Raw genomic sequence first — 16,157 nt, forward strand, 5'->3', positions numbered from 1 at the left:
GGTTGACCGGTGAATCCTGTCAGCCGACGGTGGTCCGGCGCTCGGCGCAGTGACCTTTCTCAACCGAGGTCGCAGGCGGTCAGGGACCGTTCGTAGCCCCGGAAGAACGCCTCGGAGCGCTGCTCGGGGGTGCCGTGGGAACCCTCGGCGAACCACGGTTGACCCGGGTCGTCGCCGACGGCGAGCAGTCCGTCGTTGAACTCGTCGAGGTCACCCTCTTCCAGGGTGAGCCGGTCGGACCGGACCGAGTCGCCGAGGAACGCCCCGGCCATGCAGTCGGCCTGTAGTTCCTGCTGGATGGTGAAGTTGTACCGGATGCCCAGCCGGGTCTGGATGCCGTGCGCGTACTCGTGCCCGAGCAGGTAGAACACGAATGCGTCGCCGATCTGCCGGAAGGCGCCGAACGACCAGTTGATGTCGTACGCGATGTAGTCGTCGATGGTGCAGTAGACCGCGTTGTTGCGGGGCACCTCCTGACCGCCGCAGGAGACCTCACCGTCACGCTGGTACGGCAGGACCTGCCTGATCGGCCGGAAGGACTGTCCCGAGGCCTCGAACTGGTCGGCCCAGTACAGCTCGGCGAGCCGCTGCGCGTCGGCCACGTCCTGGCGGAACTCCTCCACCGTGTCGGTGCCGTCGGCGCGGGTCACCTCCGCCGTCGGCTCGGCCGGTTGCGGCTGCCCGTTCGGGTCCGCGGGCCCGCCCACCGGCTCCACCATGCAGGCGGCCGCCGCCACCAGCGCCACGGCCAAGCCGGCGAGTCTGCCCCGGCGTAACCCTCGCCCACCTGCCGTCACCGCACGCCTCCCGCCTCGACGTCGCCGGTCCTGTACCCCGACGGTACGACCGTCACGCCCGTTGCCGTCAGGTACGCCTTACCGCCCCGTCCGGTTCAGTCGCGCGTGTTCCATCCGCTCTCCCGGCCGGTCGCGGAAAGACGGCCTATGGTGCGGTGGTCGGTGTCCGGTACGCACACCCGGCTCCGACGTCCCCGATGAACCGGCACCGCGATGGTGGCGGGCGGGAGAGGGAGACGCCGTGAAATACATGATCATGCTGTACGGCTCGCAGCGGGACTACGACGCGATGGCCGGGCACGGCTCCGACCGGCCGGCGATGTCGGCCGAGCAGGTGGCCGCGATGCACGCGCACATGGGCAGGGTGCACCAGGACCTCGCCGACGCCGGTGAACTGGTGGACGCCCAGGGGCTGACCGCGCCGGTGCACGCCCGTCGGGTCCAGGTGCGCGACGGCGCGACGATGGTCACCGATGGTCCGTACCCGGAGACGCAGGAGGTCCTCGCCGGGTACACGGTGGTCGAGTGCGCCAGCTTCGACCGGGCCGCCGAGATCGCCGCCATGCTGGTCAACCCGGACAACCCCGGCGAGTACGTCGACGTCCGTCCGATCGCCGAGGGCATCGACGACCTCGTCTGATGGGTGGACCGACCGTCGAGGAGCTGCTGCGCCGGCTGGCGCCGCAGGTCCTCGGCGCGCTCGTCCGCCGCTACGGGCACTTCGACACCGCCGAGGACGCCACCCAGGAGGCGCTCATCGCGGCGGCCACCGGCTGGCCCCGGGACGGTCTACCGGCGAACCCTCGGGGCTGGCTGATCACGGTGGCGTCGCGGCGGCTCACCGACCTGCTCCGGGCCGAGCAGGCGCGACGGCGGCGGGAGGACGTCGTCGGCCGGCGCGTGGTGGCCGAATGGCGGCTGGCACCGTCGGGTCATCGGAGCCCGGACTCCGACGACAGCCTGATCCTGCTGTTCCTGTGCTGCCATCCCTCGCTGTCCCCGGCCGCGCAGGTCGCGTTGACCCTGCGGGCGGTCGGCGGGTTGAGCACGGCGGAGGTGGCGCGGGCGTTCCTGGTGCCGGAGCAGACCATGATCCGGCGGATCAGCCGGGGCAAGCAGCGCATCCGCGACAGCGGCCTGCCCTTCGCGATGCCCGACCCGGCCGAGCTTCCGGGGCGGCTGGCGGCCGTGCTCCGGGTGCTCTACCTGGTCTTCAACGAGGGGTACGCGAGCACATCCGGGCCCGGGCTGCTCCGCGCCGACCTGTGCGCCGAGGCGATCCGGCTGACCCGGCTGCTGCGCCGGAGCATGCCCGACGCCGCCGAGGTGACCGGTCTGCTGGCGTTGCTGCTGCTCACCGATGCCCGCGCACCGGCGCGCACCGGTCCGCACGGCGAACTGATCCCGATGGCCGAACAGGACCGCTCCCGCTGGCGTGCCGATCAGATTGCCGAGGGCACGGCGCTGGTGGTCGCGGCGCTACGCCGCGGGCCTCCCGGGCCCTACCAGGTGCAGGCCGCCATCGCCGCCCTGCATGACGAGGCGTCCGGCCCGGAGCAGACCGACTGGCCGCAGATCGCGATGCTGTACGAGGTGCTGACGACGATGGACGCCAGTCCCCTGGTCGCGCTGAACCGTGCCGTCGCGGTGGCCATGGCGGACGGCCCCGACGCGGGGCTGGCGCTTGTCGAGAAGGTGGTTGCCGACGGTCGGCTGGCCCGGGACGTGAGGCTGCCCGCCGTACGCGCGCATCTGCTGGAACGCCGCGGCGACCCGGCGGCGGCCCGCGCCGAGTACCGGACGGCGGCCGCGCGGGCCACGAATCTGGCGCAGCAGCGGTACCTGAACGCTCGCGCCGACCGCCTCACCGACGGCTGAGCGAACGTGTGGCAGTCAGCTGAAGAGCGTGTGGTAGGCGTTCAGGGCCGGTTGCCCGCCAAGATGGGCGTAGAGGACGTTGGCGTCGGCGGGGATGTCCCGGGTACGGACGAGGTCGATCAGCGCCGCCATCGACTTGCCCTCGTACACCGGGTCGATGATCATGCCTTCCAGTCGGCCGGTGAGCCGGATCGCGTCCAGGGTGGACTGGATCGGGATGCCGTAGCGGTCTCCGGCCCAGCCCGGCAGCACGGTGATCTCGTCGTCGCGCAGGTCGCGCCCGAGACCGATCCGTCCGGCGGTGTCACGGGCGATCTTCTCCACCTGGGCCCGGGTCTCGTCGAGCTTGGCCGAGGCGTCGATGCCGAGCACCCGCCGGGGCCGGTCCTGGCCGGCGAAACCGGCGATCATCCCCGCCTGGGTGCTGCCGGTGACGCTGCACACGACGACGGTGTCGAAGAAGATCCCCAGCTCCCGCTCCTGTTGCTGGACCTCGTAGGCCCAGTTGGCGAAGCCGAGCCCACCCAACGGGTGGTCGGACGCCCCGGCGGGGATGGCGTACGGCACGCCACCGCCGGACCGGACCTCCTCCAGCGCCCGCTGCCAACTCTCCTTGACGCCGATGCCGAATCCGTCCGGCGCGAGGCGCACGTCGGCGCCCATGACCCGCGACAGCAGAATGTTGCCGACCTTGTCGTTGACCGCATCCGGCCAGTCCACCCAGCTCTCCTGCACCAGCACGGCCTTCAGGCCGGCCCGGGCGGCGACGGCGGCCACCTGACGGGTGTGGTTGGACTGCACGCCACCGATACTGACCAGGGTGTCCGCGCCGCGGGCCAGGGCGTCGGCCAACAGATACTCCAGCTTGCGGGTCTTGTTGCCGCCGAAGGCCAGCCCGCTGTTGCAGTCTTCCCGCTTGGCCCAGATCCGGGCGCCGCCCAGGTGGCGACTCAACCGGTCCAAGGGGTGGATCGGGCTCGGACCGAAGAGCAACGGGTAACGGTCGAACTCGTCGAGAGACATGCAACATATTGCACGTTGCATGATGTGGCCTGTCAAGCCTTCGTCCGGTCCTCCGACAACGAGCGGCCGACTTCGACGGGTACGGCGACAGCGACGGGGGCGTGACGTCGACGACGTCACGTCCCCGGGTCACCGGTGCCGGCTCAGCAGGTGTTGAGCATGGTGGTCAGCGCCGACTTCTCCGCGCTGTTCACGGTGAGGCCGTAGTACCACTTCACCTGGATCCACGCCCGGGCGTAGGTGCAGTGGAAGGCCGCGCGCGGCGGCTTCCACGCGGCCGGGTCCTTGTCGCCCTTCGACGAGTTCACGGTGCCGGTGACCGCCCACAGTTCCGGTCCACCCAGGTCGTTGGCGTAGGTCTGGCGCCGCGCGGTGGTCCAGGCCCAGGCGCCCGACCGCCAGGCCTCGGCGAGCGGCACCACGTGGTCGATGGAGATGTCGGCGGGGTTCGTGCGGGTCACACCGTCGTACGGGCTGTACCAGGAACCGGACGTCGGATAGCAGCTGGAGTTCACCACCACGTTGCTGCCGTCCCGCTTGAGCACCTGCTCGCGGGTGTTGCAGGCACCGGTGATCGTGATCCAGTGCGGGAACAGGTCACGGCTGTAGCTGGACTGGTGGGACTCGGCCGCGACGGTGAGGGAGTTCAGCCGGCTCACCGCCGTGCTGTACGAGGGGATGTTGGGCGGGGTGGCCTGGGCGGTCGACGGCACGAGCACGACCGACAGGACGACGGTGATCACCGAGACGACGGCGACCCTGCGTAGGTGAGCCACGGGGCGACTCCTGACTGTCTCCTGCGACGGCGGGTGGGGGAACCCGACTTGGGGGCGCGGCAGGCGACATCAGGATTCTCGCAAACATCTCGATCAATAAATGTCATCGCGCCACAAGCCCCGTGAACGCCACGTGAAGACCGCCCCCGGCCCTCGGCCACGAAGCCCCTCGTGGGCGAGGCGCTACCCCGAGCGGCCCGGGCGGACGCGGTCGGTGTGGTACGCCCACATCGCGATCTCCACCCGGTTACGGACACCGATCTTGACCATCAGGCTGGCGATGTGGGTCTTCACGGTGCTGAGGCTGATGTGCAGCTCCTCGGCGATCTCGGTGTTGGTGCGACCCCGCGCCACGGCGAGCAGCACCTCCTCCTCCCGCAGGGTGAGCGCGTCCACCGGCTGTGGTGGCGGCGCGACCGGACCCGCGTCGGCGAAGGCCCGCAGCAGCCGCGTGGTGATGTTCGGCGCGATGAGCGCGTCACCGGCGGCGGCAGCCCGCACGGCCTGGGTGAGCAGGGCCGTGCCGGCGTCCTTGAGCAGGAAACCACGCGCTCCCGCGCGCAGCGCGGCGTAGACGTACTCGTCGAGGTCGAACGTGGTGATCACGACCACCGCCAAGGGGTCGAGCACGGCCGGCCCGGCGAGGCGGCGGGTGGCCTCGATGCCGTCCACGCCGGGCATCCGGATGTCGAACAGGCACACCTCGGGACGGAGCCGCCGGGCGAGGTCGACGGCCCGGTGACCGTCACCCGCCTCGCCCACCACCTCGATGTCCGGCTGGGCGTTGAGGATCATCGTCAGTCCGGTACGGACGATCTCCTGGTCGTCGGCGACGATCACGCGGATGGCCACCCCACGATTGAACACCGCCGGCGTCCCGACCCAAAGTACGGCCGGCCGTCCCGTCCTTCGGCCGAGTCCTCGTCGGCCCGCACTCCGATGAGTCTCGCCCGGCACTTCGCCAGGATCGACGGAGCAGGAGCGACCGGGTCCCCTCCCGACCGAACCCGCGTTCCGCGTCCGCGCAGCGCCGGGCGGGCCTGGGACGGGGACGTGGTCACGGTCCTGTCCTCAGCAGAAGGGACGCACCGCTGTGACGCCTTCCGCCAGATCGAACTGGCTCATCCCCGCCGGCCTGCTGGTGCTCGCCGCCGTACCGGTTCTCGCCGGGGGCCTCCGCCTGGCCGAGTTCGCCGGCGGCGCCCAGGTGCTGCCCGACGGTGACCGGATCACCTCGGCCCCGCTGCCCGTGGTCGCCCACATCGTCGCGGTGACCGTGTTCAGCGTGCTAGGCGCCTTCCAGTTCGCGCCCCGGTTCCGCCGGCGCCATCGCCGCTGGCACCGGGTCGCCGGTCGGCTGCTGATTCCGTGCGGGCTGCTCACCGCGCTGAGCGGCCTGTGGCTGACCTTGTTCCTGCCGCCAGGGCCCTTCGACAGTGACGCGTTGGTCGCCGTCCGGGTGGTGGTCAGCGTCGCCATGGCCGGGTCGATCGTCCTCGGCCTCGTGGCGGTCCGACGCCGCGACTTCGGCCGACACCGCGCGTGGATGATCCGTGGCTACGCCATCGGGATGGGCGCGGGCACCCAGTTCTTCACCCAGATGGCCTGGCTCGCCGCCGTCGGTCCACTCACGACGTCCGGCCGGACCGGGACCATGACCGCCGCCTGGCTGATCAACGTGCTGCTTGCGGAATGGATCATCCGGCGGCGCGGCGGTACCGCCGGAGCGCGCCCGGCGGTGCGCGGGCGCCGCGCCCGAGAGGACACGGCGCTTGCCGTATGAGAACCGCCGGTCAGGGTGGCGGGCCGGCCGTAACCGCGCCCGCCCGCAGGTCCACGCGGATCCCCTCCAGGATCACCCCGGAGGCCTGCTCGACGACGACGGGCGACCGCGGACGCCGCGCCTCGCCGGACCCGGCCGTGGCGAGCGGCAACGGCACGAACGTGCAGTCCCGGACCACCACGTCCCGATAGTCGAGTACCCGGAACGAGTGGTCGATCTCGCTGCGTCCCCAGCCCGCGATCCGGACCGCGTACAACGGACCGTTCCAGGCCACGTACGCACCGTCGACGCGGATCCGCGCGCCGACCGGGTTGTCGCCGCCGGAGTGGAACCGGTCCGTGTTGTCGCCCGGCAGCAGCCGGAAGCCGATCTCGACCTCGCTCAGGTGGACCCGGTCCACCGTCACGTCGTGCACCGAGCTGAGGTAGAACCCCTCGAACGCGTCGGACACGCGTAGGTCACGGATATCCAGGTGGTGCGGGTGGTAGGAGGGGCCGACGATCGAGTCGACACCATCGCCGACCGCACCCCAGTGCACGGCGACGCCGGTGCAGCCGCCGACGATGGCCACGTCGCTGATGGTGATGTCACGTACCGCGCCCATGACGGCGACACAGTTGGCGGCGCGCTCGTCGTGGCGCTCGACCTGGACGTGTCGGATCTGGATGTCCTCGATCCACTGCGTCTCGGCCGGGTAGAGGTAGTTCCCGACGGTGATGGCCGTGCCCCGGTCGCCGCCGTGCTCGCCGGGCGCGCACGGCGGCGGGCGGAAGCCGATGTCCTGGACCGTCACCTGGGAACCCAGCACGTGGACGATGGGCTCGCCGGCCGACGAGGACGACGTCAGCCACGTGGTCACCGGCCCGGGTCCGGGCGCGGCGCCGGTCAGCGTCCAGCCCGGACCGAGCACCACTCCCCGGTCCAGGGTGAAGGTGCCCGCCGGCAGCCGCAGGGTGCCCCCGGTCCCGGACGCCAGGACCTGTTCGAGGGCCCGCCGGTTGGCCGCTGGATCATCGCTGAGCGTCAGGTCGTGGTGGTGGTGCCCGGTCACCGGTGGCACTCCAGCTCGACGAGCTGACAGACGGTCTCCGCGACCCGCCGCCGTACCGCCGGGGTGTCCCGCTCGGCGAGCCCGACCAGCACCGGTCCGGGAGCCGTACGCTCGACCACCACGTCGAGGGCGTCCTCGCCCTGCGGGACGGCGCTCACCCGGCATTCGGTGCCGTCGACCAGATGGACGCCCCGGACGACCAGCCGGTCCGGGTGCGGCGGCCGGGTGAACGGCGACGCCTCGAACAGCGCGTATCCCGCCCCACGTTGCGCCACCCGGAACGCCTTCAGCACGGTCTGGCCCTGGTGGCGGCGCAGCCACTTCTGGCTCGGCTGACGCACCGCGGCCGGTGGGGCCGTGCCGGCCGAGATCCGCAGCCGGCACCGTACGGTGGGGTCGGCGGCGTTGACCACGACGAACCTCGACCGGGGGTGTCCCTGTCCACGACCTCGCGCCCCGACCAGGCCGCCGGCACTGACGAGCCCGGCCCACTGCGCGGCGGCACCGGCGAGTCGAGCGGCGCCCTCGCGCTGGTCGGCCGCGTCGATCGCGACGATCTCGACCTGGTTGATCCGGACGCCGATCGCCGCCAACGGGCTGAGCTCGGTCGCCGCCCAGGGCGGCACGGCACCGTCCACCACCTCGACGATCAGCAGGCCGTCGTCGCCCACCTCGCCGGCCCGCAGATCGAACTCCACCCAGGCGTGGGCCTCCACCATCCGCAACCGTCCCCGTTGGCGGCTGATCAGGGCGGCGGCCCGGTCCGCGCCCTGGGCTCTGACCATGACCAGCCGTGGCAGCTCGCGCATGCCCCGGGTCGGTGCCGCCGCCCGCGACCAGGCGGTCTGCGAGGCACCGTCGACGTGCAGGTCGACCCGGACGCGGACCGGGCGGCCGTCGGTGCGAATCTTGAGCACGACCGCGCCGGACCCACTCTGGACCCGGCCCACGATCGCGACGCCCCGGGCGACCTGGTCGGCGAGCAACACGTCGGGATCTCCACCCGAGGTGAAGGTCGCGGGTAGTTCCCGGGCCGGGATCGGCTCGTCGAACTCGGTGGCGAACCAGGTACCGATCGCCACTACCGGACACCTCCCGGCACCTGGAGATCGGTCCGGGTCAGCACCGGCTCGCGCCGGGTCCACATGCGCTCGACGGCCTCGAAGACCGGGTCCGCGTCGCTCTCGATGTGCCGGAAGGAGGTCCGCACCGCGCGCAGCAGGTAGTCGGCCGGCCATACCTCCCAGTGCGGCACCTGAGGGGTGAACAGGTCGGTGGCGCTGCGGTAGAACCACAGCCACAGGCGGGCCCGCTCGACCTGCTCGGCGGAGATGATCTCCTCGCCGTTGAGCATGGCGCTGATCGCGGCGTCGAGTGCCTTCCAGTACGTCTCCGGGTCGTTCACCACCGTGGACAGACTGCACTCACTCCACTCGGACCAGCCGGCCTGGATCACCGGGATGCCGTACGCCGGCAGCTCGTTGCTGACGCTGCCGCGTACGGTCACGCCCAGGTCGACGAGGCTCCACAGACCGTTCTTGCTCAGGTCCTTACTGGGCTGGAACACCATGTGCCGGTGTCGGGCGTACCGTCGGGCGACCGAGTCGAAGAAGTCGGTGCTGTCGTAGCGGAACTGGCTCGGATGGTCCTGGAACAGCCACTGCACCTCGGTGGCGGTGCTGGCGAACTGGGCGGTCTCGGCGAACCAGTCGGCAAGCGTCGGGAACGACTGGTGGTTCGTGCCGGGCGCGTCGGACACGGCGTGGTTGAACACCGCCACCACCGGACGGGCCGGGTCGAACCCCAGCCGGGCGGCGAAGTGCGTGCGCAGCCGGGCCCGCTCACTGCTGTTGGTGATGTCGACGGAGGCGCTGGCACCGCCCCGCCACCAGCTGGGCCGACCCAGGTTGACCTTCGACCGCCAGGCGACGAGTTCGGCGTTGCGCCGCACCTCGTTGCGTCGCGACCACACCCGCTGTTCGAAGAAGGCGCCGATCTGGTGGGTGAGTTCACCACGGAAGGTGTGTTCACCGGTGTCGTTCTCCGGGAACAGCGCGTACGCCTTGAGGCACCCGGTCTGCTGGGTGTGCACGACCGGCACCCCGGCCCGGCGGGCGGAGTCCACCGCGAGCCCCCAGTGGTCGTAGTCGACATGACTGGTGACCAACGCGACCACCGAGCCGCTGCCGAGCAGGGCGTCGTAGGCCGAGGAGATGGCCCGCGCCAGCGCCTGCCGTCGGAGGTAGCGCGGGTCGGCGCCGGGGTTCTCCGGCGGCCGGGGCCGCTTGGTCACCCGGCAGTAGGTGGCGCTGACGAACTCGGCGAGGGTCTCCTCACTGACCGGCGTGCCGGGGGGCAGCGTCCGTCCGAACAGCTCCACCGGCACGGCGCCCGCAGTGGCGGAGCTGGCCGGCCCCTCCACGAGGCGGTAAAGGTCGATGACCTGGCTGGCACCGTAGGCGGCGGCGATCCGCTCGACCAGCTTCACGTCGAACTCGGTCCACAGCGCCTCGTGCCACATCTGCTCCACCCCGGTCACGACGACCAGTTGGGCGGGGACGATGCGGCGGATCGCGTTGGCGACGGACAGATTGCGCATCGCCACCCTGATGTCCTGGTGGAACACCTCGACGACGAGGTAGTTCTGGGACGTCGTGGAGCCGAGGTTCTTGCGCCAGTAAACGTCAGCGGATTCGAGGAAGGCCTCGAACTCCTTCTTGTCAGCCCCGAGCCACACCCGAAGAACCGCCTTCCCCCGCATACCCGTCTGAGCGTGTGTCCGAATTCGTTGGCGCACCGTGACGCGCCCACCGGGCAGGCCCGGCACGACTCACGGAGACCGCAAGGTACCGGTGCTGAGCGGAGTTCAGGTTGACATCGCATGGACAACAGGTGGCCGGGACGACATCCGGAATGAACCTTCTTCAGGTCGACGGGCGGGTGCGCCGCGTGCCACGGTCCGGCGACCGGGTGCCGCCACCCGGGTTCGCGCCCGGTCGCAGTAGTTGGCGCAGGAGGCCGCCGCCTCCGGCCAGCCCGACGGCGACGGGGATGGCCAGGCTGGTCAGCACCAGGGCCGCGACCGACCAGGCGGGCAGTCCCACGGCCGCCGCGACGAGACTCAGACCGCTGAAGACGGCAAACTTGCACCGGACCCGCGACAGCGCGACGGAGTCCGTCGTCGAGTACGACATGGCAGGCTCCTTCGGCCGGTTCACCAGAACACGAGCAGCGCCCCACCGACGACGACCGCGGGGACGGTGGTGATGGCGGTCGCCATGACCGCGCAGTGGCGGCGCAGCGCGGCGAGCGGGATCAGGGCATCCCCGTCCTGGCTGATCGCGTTGGCGACCAGAGTGGGTAGCGGCAGACCGCCACTGACGTAGAGGCCCGTGAAGACGATCTGCAGGGCGCAGCCGGGTACCAGGCCGACCAGGGCACCGACCAGCACACCGACGAGGCCGGTCACGACGAGCTGCGAACCGTCGAAGCCGGTCGTTGTGCTCAGCACCTGCCAGCCGAGGTAGGCCACCGCCACCCAGACCGTGACGAACGAGGCCTCGTGCGCGCTGTGCCGCAGCGTCGCAGCCCGGGTACTGGCGTGCGCGGTCTCCAGGGTGTCGTCGGCCAGCCGTCCCCGCCCGGCGGCGAAGATGAGCGCCGCGACCAGCGTGCCGAGCACCCCGAGCGCCAGGTACGGGTCGATCCCACCGATCACGGTCAACGCCGCCGGGTCGACGATCTGGAACACCACCGGTACGGACACCGCGAAGGCTGGCGTCGTCAGCCCCCAGAACGCGGTCGACGCGGGCACCCGGGGCAGCAGTGCCCCGAACAGGCGACGGGACACGGTGAGATCGGGCCCGACGTCGGCGGCGAGGTTCACCGGTGCCGCGACGGGCACCGGCCGCCGCCGGGTGGCGGACCGGGCGGGATCGATGCCGAGGGCGTCCACGGCGTACCCGGTGGCCAGGCCGGCCACGAACAGCAGCGCGTGCAGTTGCAGCGCGAAGAGCGGGTTCCAGGCCAGCACCACCCAGGACGAGTCACCCATGGTCGCGACCAGCGCACCCACCACGGTGCCGAAGGAGACCTTGCCGCGGGCGTACAGCGGCATGAGGATGATCGCGCCACCGCAGCCCGGTGTCACCCCCAGCAGCGCGCCGACCAGCGGGCCCACCCGGCGGCGACGGGTCAGCCCGTCGGTGACCCGGTCCCCGTACCGCCAGCGCAGCCAGCCGAACAGCGCCACCATCACGGCGACGTACACACCCACCTGCATGAACGCGTCCGCGAGAGGGCGCAGCACGAGTTCGGTCACGGCTCACCTCCTCGGGCGGGCGTCACCCGCCGGGCCACCCGGTCAGGTGGGCGGCCCGGCAGGAAGACGTCAACTGATCTTGCTCTTGACGGTATTGACCACGCCCTGTGCCATGCCCGGGTTGGTGCCGTACAGGCGCGGGTCACCCGGCGGCAGGACAGGTTCGGGCGCGTGGGCGCGAGGGCTGTGTTCGTAGCGGAACTCGCCCTTGCCATCCGGCGTTGGTCCGGAGGCCCAGCGCCCCTGTGCGGCGTCCTCGCCGGGAGAGAAGTCGAGGTACGTGTAGCTGAACTGCTCGGTGAAGTCCGGTGAGTCGGGGAAGGCGTCCGGCACCGGCATCTCCTCCAGGCCGTCCTCCCTGAGCTGCTCGATGGCGGCCATCCACATGTTCTGGTGCATGGTGTCGCGGGCCAGCAGGAAGCGGAGCATCTGTTTCACGCCGGGGTCGTCGGTCATGTTGAACAGACGCGACACCTGAAGGCGGCCCTGGGCCTCGGCGGTGACGTTGAGCTGGAAGTCGGCCATCAGGTTGCCGCTGGCGGTGACGAAGCTGCCGCTCCACGGGACTCCCACACTGTCGACCGGCATCGCCCCGCCGCCGCCGTGGATGAAGTGTGCGGGATTGGAACCGCCGTAGATCGCCCCGACCATCGGGTTGTCCTCGGCAGCCTCCTGCAACGACAACGGCGCGTTGTCGAGCAGCCGGGTGATCATGGTGGCGATCATCTCGACGTGGCCCATCTCCTCGGTGCCCACATCGAGCAGCAGATCCTTGTACTTGCCCGGCAGCCGGCAGTTCCAGCCCTGGTAGAGGTACTGGTTGGCGACGGTCATCTCGCCCCACTTGCCGCCCAGGATCTCCTGGAGCCGACGGGCGAACGCCGCGTCGGGACCGTCCGGTTTCGCCTCGAACTGCAGGTCCTTGATATGGGTGAACACGCGCCCTCCTCGATGAGCTGAGCTGTCACCGAGGTCACTTCCCCGATCGCGGGCCCGTACGGGCCAACCGGCGGCCCGGACGGGTCAACCTGCCTGGCGGGCCGGCAGCAGCACCTCCACCGCCACCCCGGTCGGGCGCAGCCGGTGCAGGCGTACCTGGCCGCCGTCGACGGCGACGAGTTGCCGGACGATCCACAGGCCCAGGCCGGACATGCCGACGGCCGGGGCGGGCCGGCGCAGCGCCTCGATCAGGGGGTCCGCCACGCGCCCCTCATCCAGCACGCTGATGCTCAGGTCGGCACCACGGCACACCGCGTGGATGCCCACCCGCCCCGCAGCCGGTCCGTGGCGCAGCGCGTTCTCGACCAGGTTGCCCACCATCTGCCGGGTACGGCCGGCCGACACCGCACATCGTGCGGCTTCCCGGGTGACCCGGACGCGCCGCCGCTCCGCCGGTACGAGAATCGCGACGGCGGGCAGTATCGTCGCCAGCGGCACCGCATGGTCGTTCCGCCCGGCCATCAGGGTCAGGGCGCTCACGCTCGTCGCCGCCTCGGTGAGCAGATTCTGCAGGTACGCGGCGTGGTCGCGGGCCAGTGCGGAGATGGCCCGACGCTGCTCGCCGGTCAGCGGGCTCGTCTCGTCGGCGAGGGCCCGGGTCAACGAGGTCAACGAGGTGACCGGCGTACGAAGTTCGTGACACAGCACCCGCAGCAGCAGGTCACCGGAGCCGGCGGCCCGGGCACCACCCGCGGGAACGTCGGTACGGCGAAGCGCCTCCCGCAGTCGTCCGAGGTACCGTCCGCGCATCCGTTCCCCACTCCCCCGAGGTGGCACCGACCGCATGATCGGTACCCGCTCGGGAAGGGAACAGGCATGTCCGAGTCCCCGGCCATCCGGGTGGCCGTCGTCGACGACCACCCGCTGTTCGCCCGTGGACTCGAACTGCTGCTGCCGTCGGCCACCGCTGGTCGGGTACGGGTGGTGGGCGCCACCGGTGACGCCGCCGCGGCGGCCTCGCTGATGTGCCGGTGCCTACCGGACGTGGCCCTCGTCGACCTGCACATGCCGGCCCCGGGCGGCATCCGCGCCGTGGCGGCCATCCGCCGCACGACCCCGCGGGTGCGAGTGGTGGCTATGTCCGGCGACAGCGATCCGACGCCGGCGCTGGAGGCCCTGCGTGCCGGCGCCGAGGCGTTCCTGCCGAAGAGTGCCGAACCCGAGGCGCTGCTGCCGCCACTGCTGGCGGTTCTCGACGGGTGGGCGGTGTTGCCGGCGCAACTGCTGCGCGAGCTGCTGCACTCCGGCCCGGGCTTCCGGGTCGATCTCGACCCCGACGAACGCGCCCTGCTCCGGTCGATCGCCGCCGGCCGCAGCACCCTGACCATCGCGGATCAGCTGCACGTGTCGGAACGCACGGTGAAACGGATGACCGCCGCGCTGCTGCGCAAGTTGCGGGTCGGCACCCGCGCCGAGGCCGCGGCGCTCGCCGGGCACGCGGGCCTGCTGGGCGACTGACCGGCCGTCGAGCCGGAACCGGCAGGAATCCCCGGCGGCGCGCCACCCGACGGCTCCACCACCCGCCGCTGGTCGTGGCTCGACCCACGCCGGCCGAGACGCCCTGCCGAGCGGCGGGCCGATCAGTTCTGGAGCGTGTGCTTGTCGATCCGCTGTCGCAGGGTGTCGGCGAAGCCCTCGGCGGTGGCCAGTTGTTCGCGGAGGGCGTCGACCCGGGTGGCGGCGAGGGTGTGGAACATGGCGAGCCGGTCGAGCAGCGCGGCACGTTCCGCACCGTCGGCGGCGGGCAGCGCGTCGAGGATGCCGAGCAGGTCACGCATCTCGTCGAGGGTGAACCCGAGGGGTTTCATCCGTTTGACCACCCCGAGGCGGTCCAGGTCGGGTTCGGTGTAGAGGCGGAAGCCGCCGTCGGTACGCGCCGACGGGACGATGAGCCCGACCTGTTCGTAGTGCCGGATGGTGCGGATGCTCAGGCCGACCCGCTCGGCGGCCTCGCCGATCTGCATGAGTCGGCCCGGTGCCGGGCCACTTGTGGTCTGCGGCCCGGCGTCGCGCCCGGTGCGGGGCATCAGTGGCCCGCACCGAGGGTGCCGGCGAGGCTGCCGTGGATGGCGGCGCTCGGCTTGTTCAGTTCGACGATCTCGACGGTCTTGCCCCGTGCTGCGTACTTCGTGGTGATGGCGTCGAGGGCGGCGACGGAGGAGGCGTCCCAGACGTGTGCCCGGCTCATGTCGATGATGACCTTGTCCGGGTCGCCGGCGTAGTCGAACTGGTAGACCAGGTCGTTGCTGGAGGCGAAGAAGAGTTCGCCGTGCACGGAGTAGATCCGAGAGCCGCCATCAGGGTCGAGCACGCTGGTGACCTCGACGAGGTGGGCGACCCGGCGGGCGAAGATGACCATGGCGGTGAGCACGCCCGCGACGACGCCGATGGCCAGGTTGTGAGTGGCCAGGGTGGTGGCGACGGTGGTGACCATGACCAGGGTCTCGCCCAGCGGCATGCGTTTGAGGGTGGCGGGGGCGACGGAGTGCCAGTCGAAGGTGGAGACCGCGACGATGATCATGACGGCGACGAGGGCGGCCATCGGGATGGTGGCGACCACGTCGCCGAGCGCCACGACGAGGATGAGCAGGAAGACGCCGGAGAGGAACGTCGACAGTCGGGTGCGGGCGCCGGACGCCTTCACGTTGATCATCGTCTGGCCAATCATGGCGCAGCCGCCCATGCCACCGAAGAAGCCGGTGACGATGTTCGCCACCCCCTGGCCCCAGGACTCGCGGGTCTTGTTGGAGTGGGTGTCGGTGATGTCGTCGACCAGCTTGGCGGTCATCAGTGACTCCATCAGCCCGACCAGCGCGATCCCCACCGCGTAGGGGGCGATCAACGCCAGGGTGTCCATCGTCCAGGGGATCTGCGGCAGGCCGAGAGTCGGCAGGCTGTTGGGCAGTTCGCCCTGGTCGCCGACGGTCGGCACGGTCACCGCGGCGGCCACGGTGAGTACCGTGAGCACGACGATCGCGACCAGCGGGGCCGGCACGGCCCGGGTGAGTCGGGGCAGCCCGACCATGATCACCAGGGCGAGGGCGACCAGTGGGTAGACCAGCCACGGCACCCCGAGCAGGTACGGCACCTGCGCGGCGAAGATCAGGATGGCCAGGGCGTTGACGAACCCGACCATCACACTGCGTGGGATGAACCGCATCAGCCGCGCCACCCCGAGGGCGGCCAGCAGCACCTGGATCAGCCCACCCAGGATCACCGCCGCGACCAGGTAGTCCAGGCCGTGCTCCTTGGCCAAAGGTGCGACGACCAGGGCGATCGCGCCGGTCGCCGCGCTGATCATCGCCGGCCGGCCACCGCAGATCGAGATGACCACGGCCATCGTGAACGAGGCGAACAACCCGACCCGCGGATCCACCCCGGCCAGGATCGAGAAGCTGATCGCCTCCGGGATCAGGGCCAGAGCCACCACCAGCCCGGCGAGGACCTCGGTCCGGAACACCTTGGGCGACAACCAGGACGGGCGGGACAGACGCGGCCGGGCGACCGCGGACAGCATCGAAGACATACA

The 16,157-nt window shown here is 71.2% G+C and carries 16 protein-coding genes and 1 pseudogene; 4 read left to right on the forward strand and 13 right to left on the reverse strand.

The genetic code is table 11. From position 1 onward, the window contains the following. Window positions 1–59: 59 nt before the first annotated feature. Window positions 60–824 (reverse strand): annotated as a pseudogene (locus tag ENC19_RS10425) (neutral zinc metallopeptidase); the annotation flags it as partial. A 223-nt stretch (window positions 825–1,047) separates the two neighbouring features. Between ENC19_RS10425 and ENC19_RS10430 the strand changes: the two are divergent. Then, window positions 1,048–1,437 (forward strand): YciI family protein, encoded by a 390-nt coding sequence (locus tag ENC19_RS10430; RefSeq protein WP_166458457.1) that lies wholly within the window; start codon window positions 1,048–1,050, stop codon window positions 1,435–1,437. Beyond that, a complete protein-coding gene (locus tag ENC19_RS10435; protein ID WP_164446983.1) occupies window positions 1,437–2,675 on the forward strand; it encodes an RNA polymerase sigma factor in 1,239 nt (412 codons plus the stop codon). Before ENC19_RS10430 ends, ENC19_RS10435 begins: the two co-directional genes overlap by 1 nt. Window positions 2,676–2,690: 15 nt before the next feature. On the opposite strand, the gene ENC19_RS10440 is transcribed toward ENC19_RS10435, so the two are convergent. The 3 genes from ENC19_RS10440 to ENC19_RS10450 form a co-directional block, all read right to left on the reverse strand. Beyond that, window positions 2,691–3,698 (reverse strand): 1-aminocyclopropane-1-carboxylate deaminase, encoded by a 1,008-nt coding sequence (locus ENC19_RS10440; protein WP_164446984.1) that lies wholly within the window; start codon window positions 3,696–3,698, stop codon window positions 2,691–2,693. 143 nt (window positions 3,699–3,841) lie between these two features. Continuing rightward, on the reverse strand, window positions 3,842–4,474 hold the full coding sequence (locus ENC19_RS10445) for an HNH endonuclease family protein (protein WP_164446985.1): 633 nt from the start codon (window positions 4,472–4,474) through the stop codon (window positions 3,842–3,844). Between the two features lie 183 nt (window positions 4,475–4,657). Further along, window positions 4,658–5,326 (reverse strand): response regulator transcription factor, encoded by a 669-nt coding sequence (locus ENC19_RS10450; protein ID WP_164446986.1) that lies wholly within the window; start codon window positions 5,324–5,326, stop codon window positions 4,658–4,660. A gap of 241 nt (window positions 5,327–5,567) precedes the next feature. Here ENC19_RS10450 and ENC19_RS10455 point away from each other — a divergent pair, with 241 nt between their 5' ends. Then, on the forward strand, window positions 5,568–6,257 hold the full coding sequence (locus tag ENC19_RS10455) for a DUF2306 domain-containing protein (RefSeq protein WP_164446987.1): 690 nt from the start codon (window positions 5,568–5,570) through the stop codon (window positions 6,255–6,257). A 10-nt stretch (window positions 6,258–6,267) separates the two neighbouring features. Here the strand turns inward: ENC19_RS10455 and ENC19_RS10460 are convergent, their stop codons facing one another. From ENC19_RS10460 to ENC19_RS10490, 7 genes are all read right to left on the reverse strand, one after another. Then, window positions 6,268–7,308: a hypothetical protein gene (locus ENC19_RS10460; protein ID WP_164446988.1), complete on the reverse strand. Its 1,041-nt coding sequence runs from the start codon at window positions 7,306–7,308 to the stop codon at window positions 6,268–6,270. Further along, entirely contained in the window at window positions 7,305–8,390 is a 1,086-nt protein-coding gene (locus ENC19_RS10465; RefSeq protein ID WP_164446989.1) for a hypothetical protein, read from the reverse strand. Before ENC19_RS10465 ends, ENC19_RS10460 begins: the two co-directional genes overlap by 4 nt. After that, window positions 8,390–10,045: a hypothetical protein gene (locus tag ENC19_RS10470; protein WP_216592389.1), complete on the reverse strand. Its 1,656-nt coding sequence runs from the start codon at window positions 10,043–10,045 to the stop codon at window positions 8,390–8,392. The genes ENC19_RS10465 and ENC19_RS10470 overlap by 1 nt, the downstream gene beginning before the upstream one ends. Before the next feature lie 187 nt (window positions 10,046–10,232). Further along, window positions 10,233–10,502 carry a hypothetical protein gene (locus ENC19_RS10475; protein ID WP_164446991.1) on the reverse strand — a complete coding sequence of 90 codons (270 nt, stop codon included), beginning with the start codon at window positions 10,500–10,502 and terminating at the stop codon, window positions 10,233–10,235. A 20-nt stretch (window positions 10,503–10,522) separates the two neighbouring features. Then, window positions 10,523–11,629, reverse strand: coding sequence for a putative manganese transporter (locus ENC19_RS10480; protein WP_164446992.1), 1,107 nt, complete (start codon window positions 11,627–11,629; stop codon window positions 10,523–10,525). A gap of 69 nt (window positions 11,630–11,698) precedes the next feature. Continuing rightward, window positions 11,699–12,568, reverse strand: coding sequence for a manganese catalase family protein (locus tag ENC19_RS10485; protein WP_164446993.1), 870 nt, complete (start codon window positions 12,566–12,568; stop codon window positions 11,699–11,701). A gap of 84 nt (window positions 12,569–12,652) precedes the next feature. Beyond that, window positions 12,653–13,378, reverse strand: a complete 726-nt coding sequence (locus tag ENC19_RS10490) for a sensor histidine kinase (RefSeq protein ID WP_164446994.1) — start codon at window positions 13,376–13,378, stop codon at window positions 12,653–12,655. 66 nt (window positions 13,379–13,444) lie between these two features. On the opposite strand from ENC19_RS10490, the gene ENC19_RS10495 reads away from it, so the two are divergent. Next, window positions 13,445–14,086: a response regulator transcription factor gene (locus ENC19_RS10495; protein ID WP_164446995.1), complete on the forward strand. Its 642-nt coding sequence runs from the start codon at window positions 13,445–13,447 to the stop codon at window positions 14,084–14,086. A gap of 122 nt (window positions 14,087–14,208) precedes the next feature. Here the strand turns inward: ENC19_RS10495 and ENC19_RS10500 are convergent, their stop codons facing one another. Then, window positions 14,209–14,655, reverse strand: coding sequence for a MerR family transcriptional regulator (locus tag ENC19_RS10500; protein ID WP_164446996.1), 447 nt, complete (start codon window positions 14,653–14,655; stop codon window positions 14,209–14,211). Next, window positions 14,655–16,154, reverse strand: a complete 1,500-nt coding sequence (locus ENC19_RS10505; protein WP_164446997.1) for a SulP family inorganic anion transporter — start codon at window positions 16,152–16,154, stop codon at window positions 14,655–14,657. The genes ENC19_RS10500 and ENC19_RS10505 overlap by 1 nt, the downstream gene beginning before the upstream one ends. Window positions 16,155–16,157 lie beyond the last annotated feature (3 nt).

It is taken from the genome of Verrucosispora sioxanthis (assembly GCF_010560025.1).
GTDB lineage: Bacteria > Actinomycetota > Actinomycetes > Mycobacteriales > Micromonosporaceae > Micromonospora > Micromonospora palythoicola.

Bases quoted from the DNA above. Each gene is read 5' to 3' on its own strand.
- ENC19_RS10435 (WP_164446983.1), top strand. From the start codon at position 1,437: ATGGGTGGACCGACCGTCGAGGAGCTGCTGCGCCGGCTGGCGCCGCAG.
- ENC19_RS10505 (WP_164446997.1), bottom strand. From the start codon at position 16,154: ATGTCTTCGATGCTGTCCGCGGTCGCCCGGCCGCGTCTGTCCCGCCCG.
- ENC19_RS10430 (WP_166458457.1), top strand. From the start codon at position 1,048: ATGATCATGCTGTACGGCTCGCAGCGGGACTACGACGCGATGGCCGGG.
- ENC19_RS10440 (WP_164446984.1), bottom strand. From the start codon at position 3,698: ATGTCTCTCGACGAGTTCGACCGTTACCCGTTGCTCTTCGGTCCGAGC.
- ENC19_RS10475 (WP_164446991.1), bottom strand. From the start codon at position 10,502: ATGTCGTACTCGACGACGGACTCCGTCGCGCTGTCGCGGGTCCGGTGC.
- ENC19_RS10490 (WP_164446994.1), bottom strand. From the start codon at position 13,378: ATGCGCGGACGGTACCTCGGACGACTGCGGGAGGCGCTTCGCCGTACC.
- ENC19_RS10495 (WP_164446995.1), top strand. From the start codon at position 13,445: ATGTCCGAGTCCCCGGCCATCCGGGTGGCCGTCGTCGACGACCACCCG.
- ENC19_RS10500 (WP_164446996.1), bottom strand. From the start codon at position 14,655: ATGCCCCGCACCGGGCGCGACGCCGGGCCGCAGACCACAAGTGGCCCG.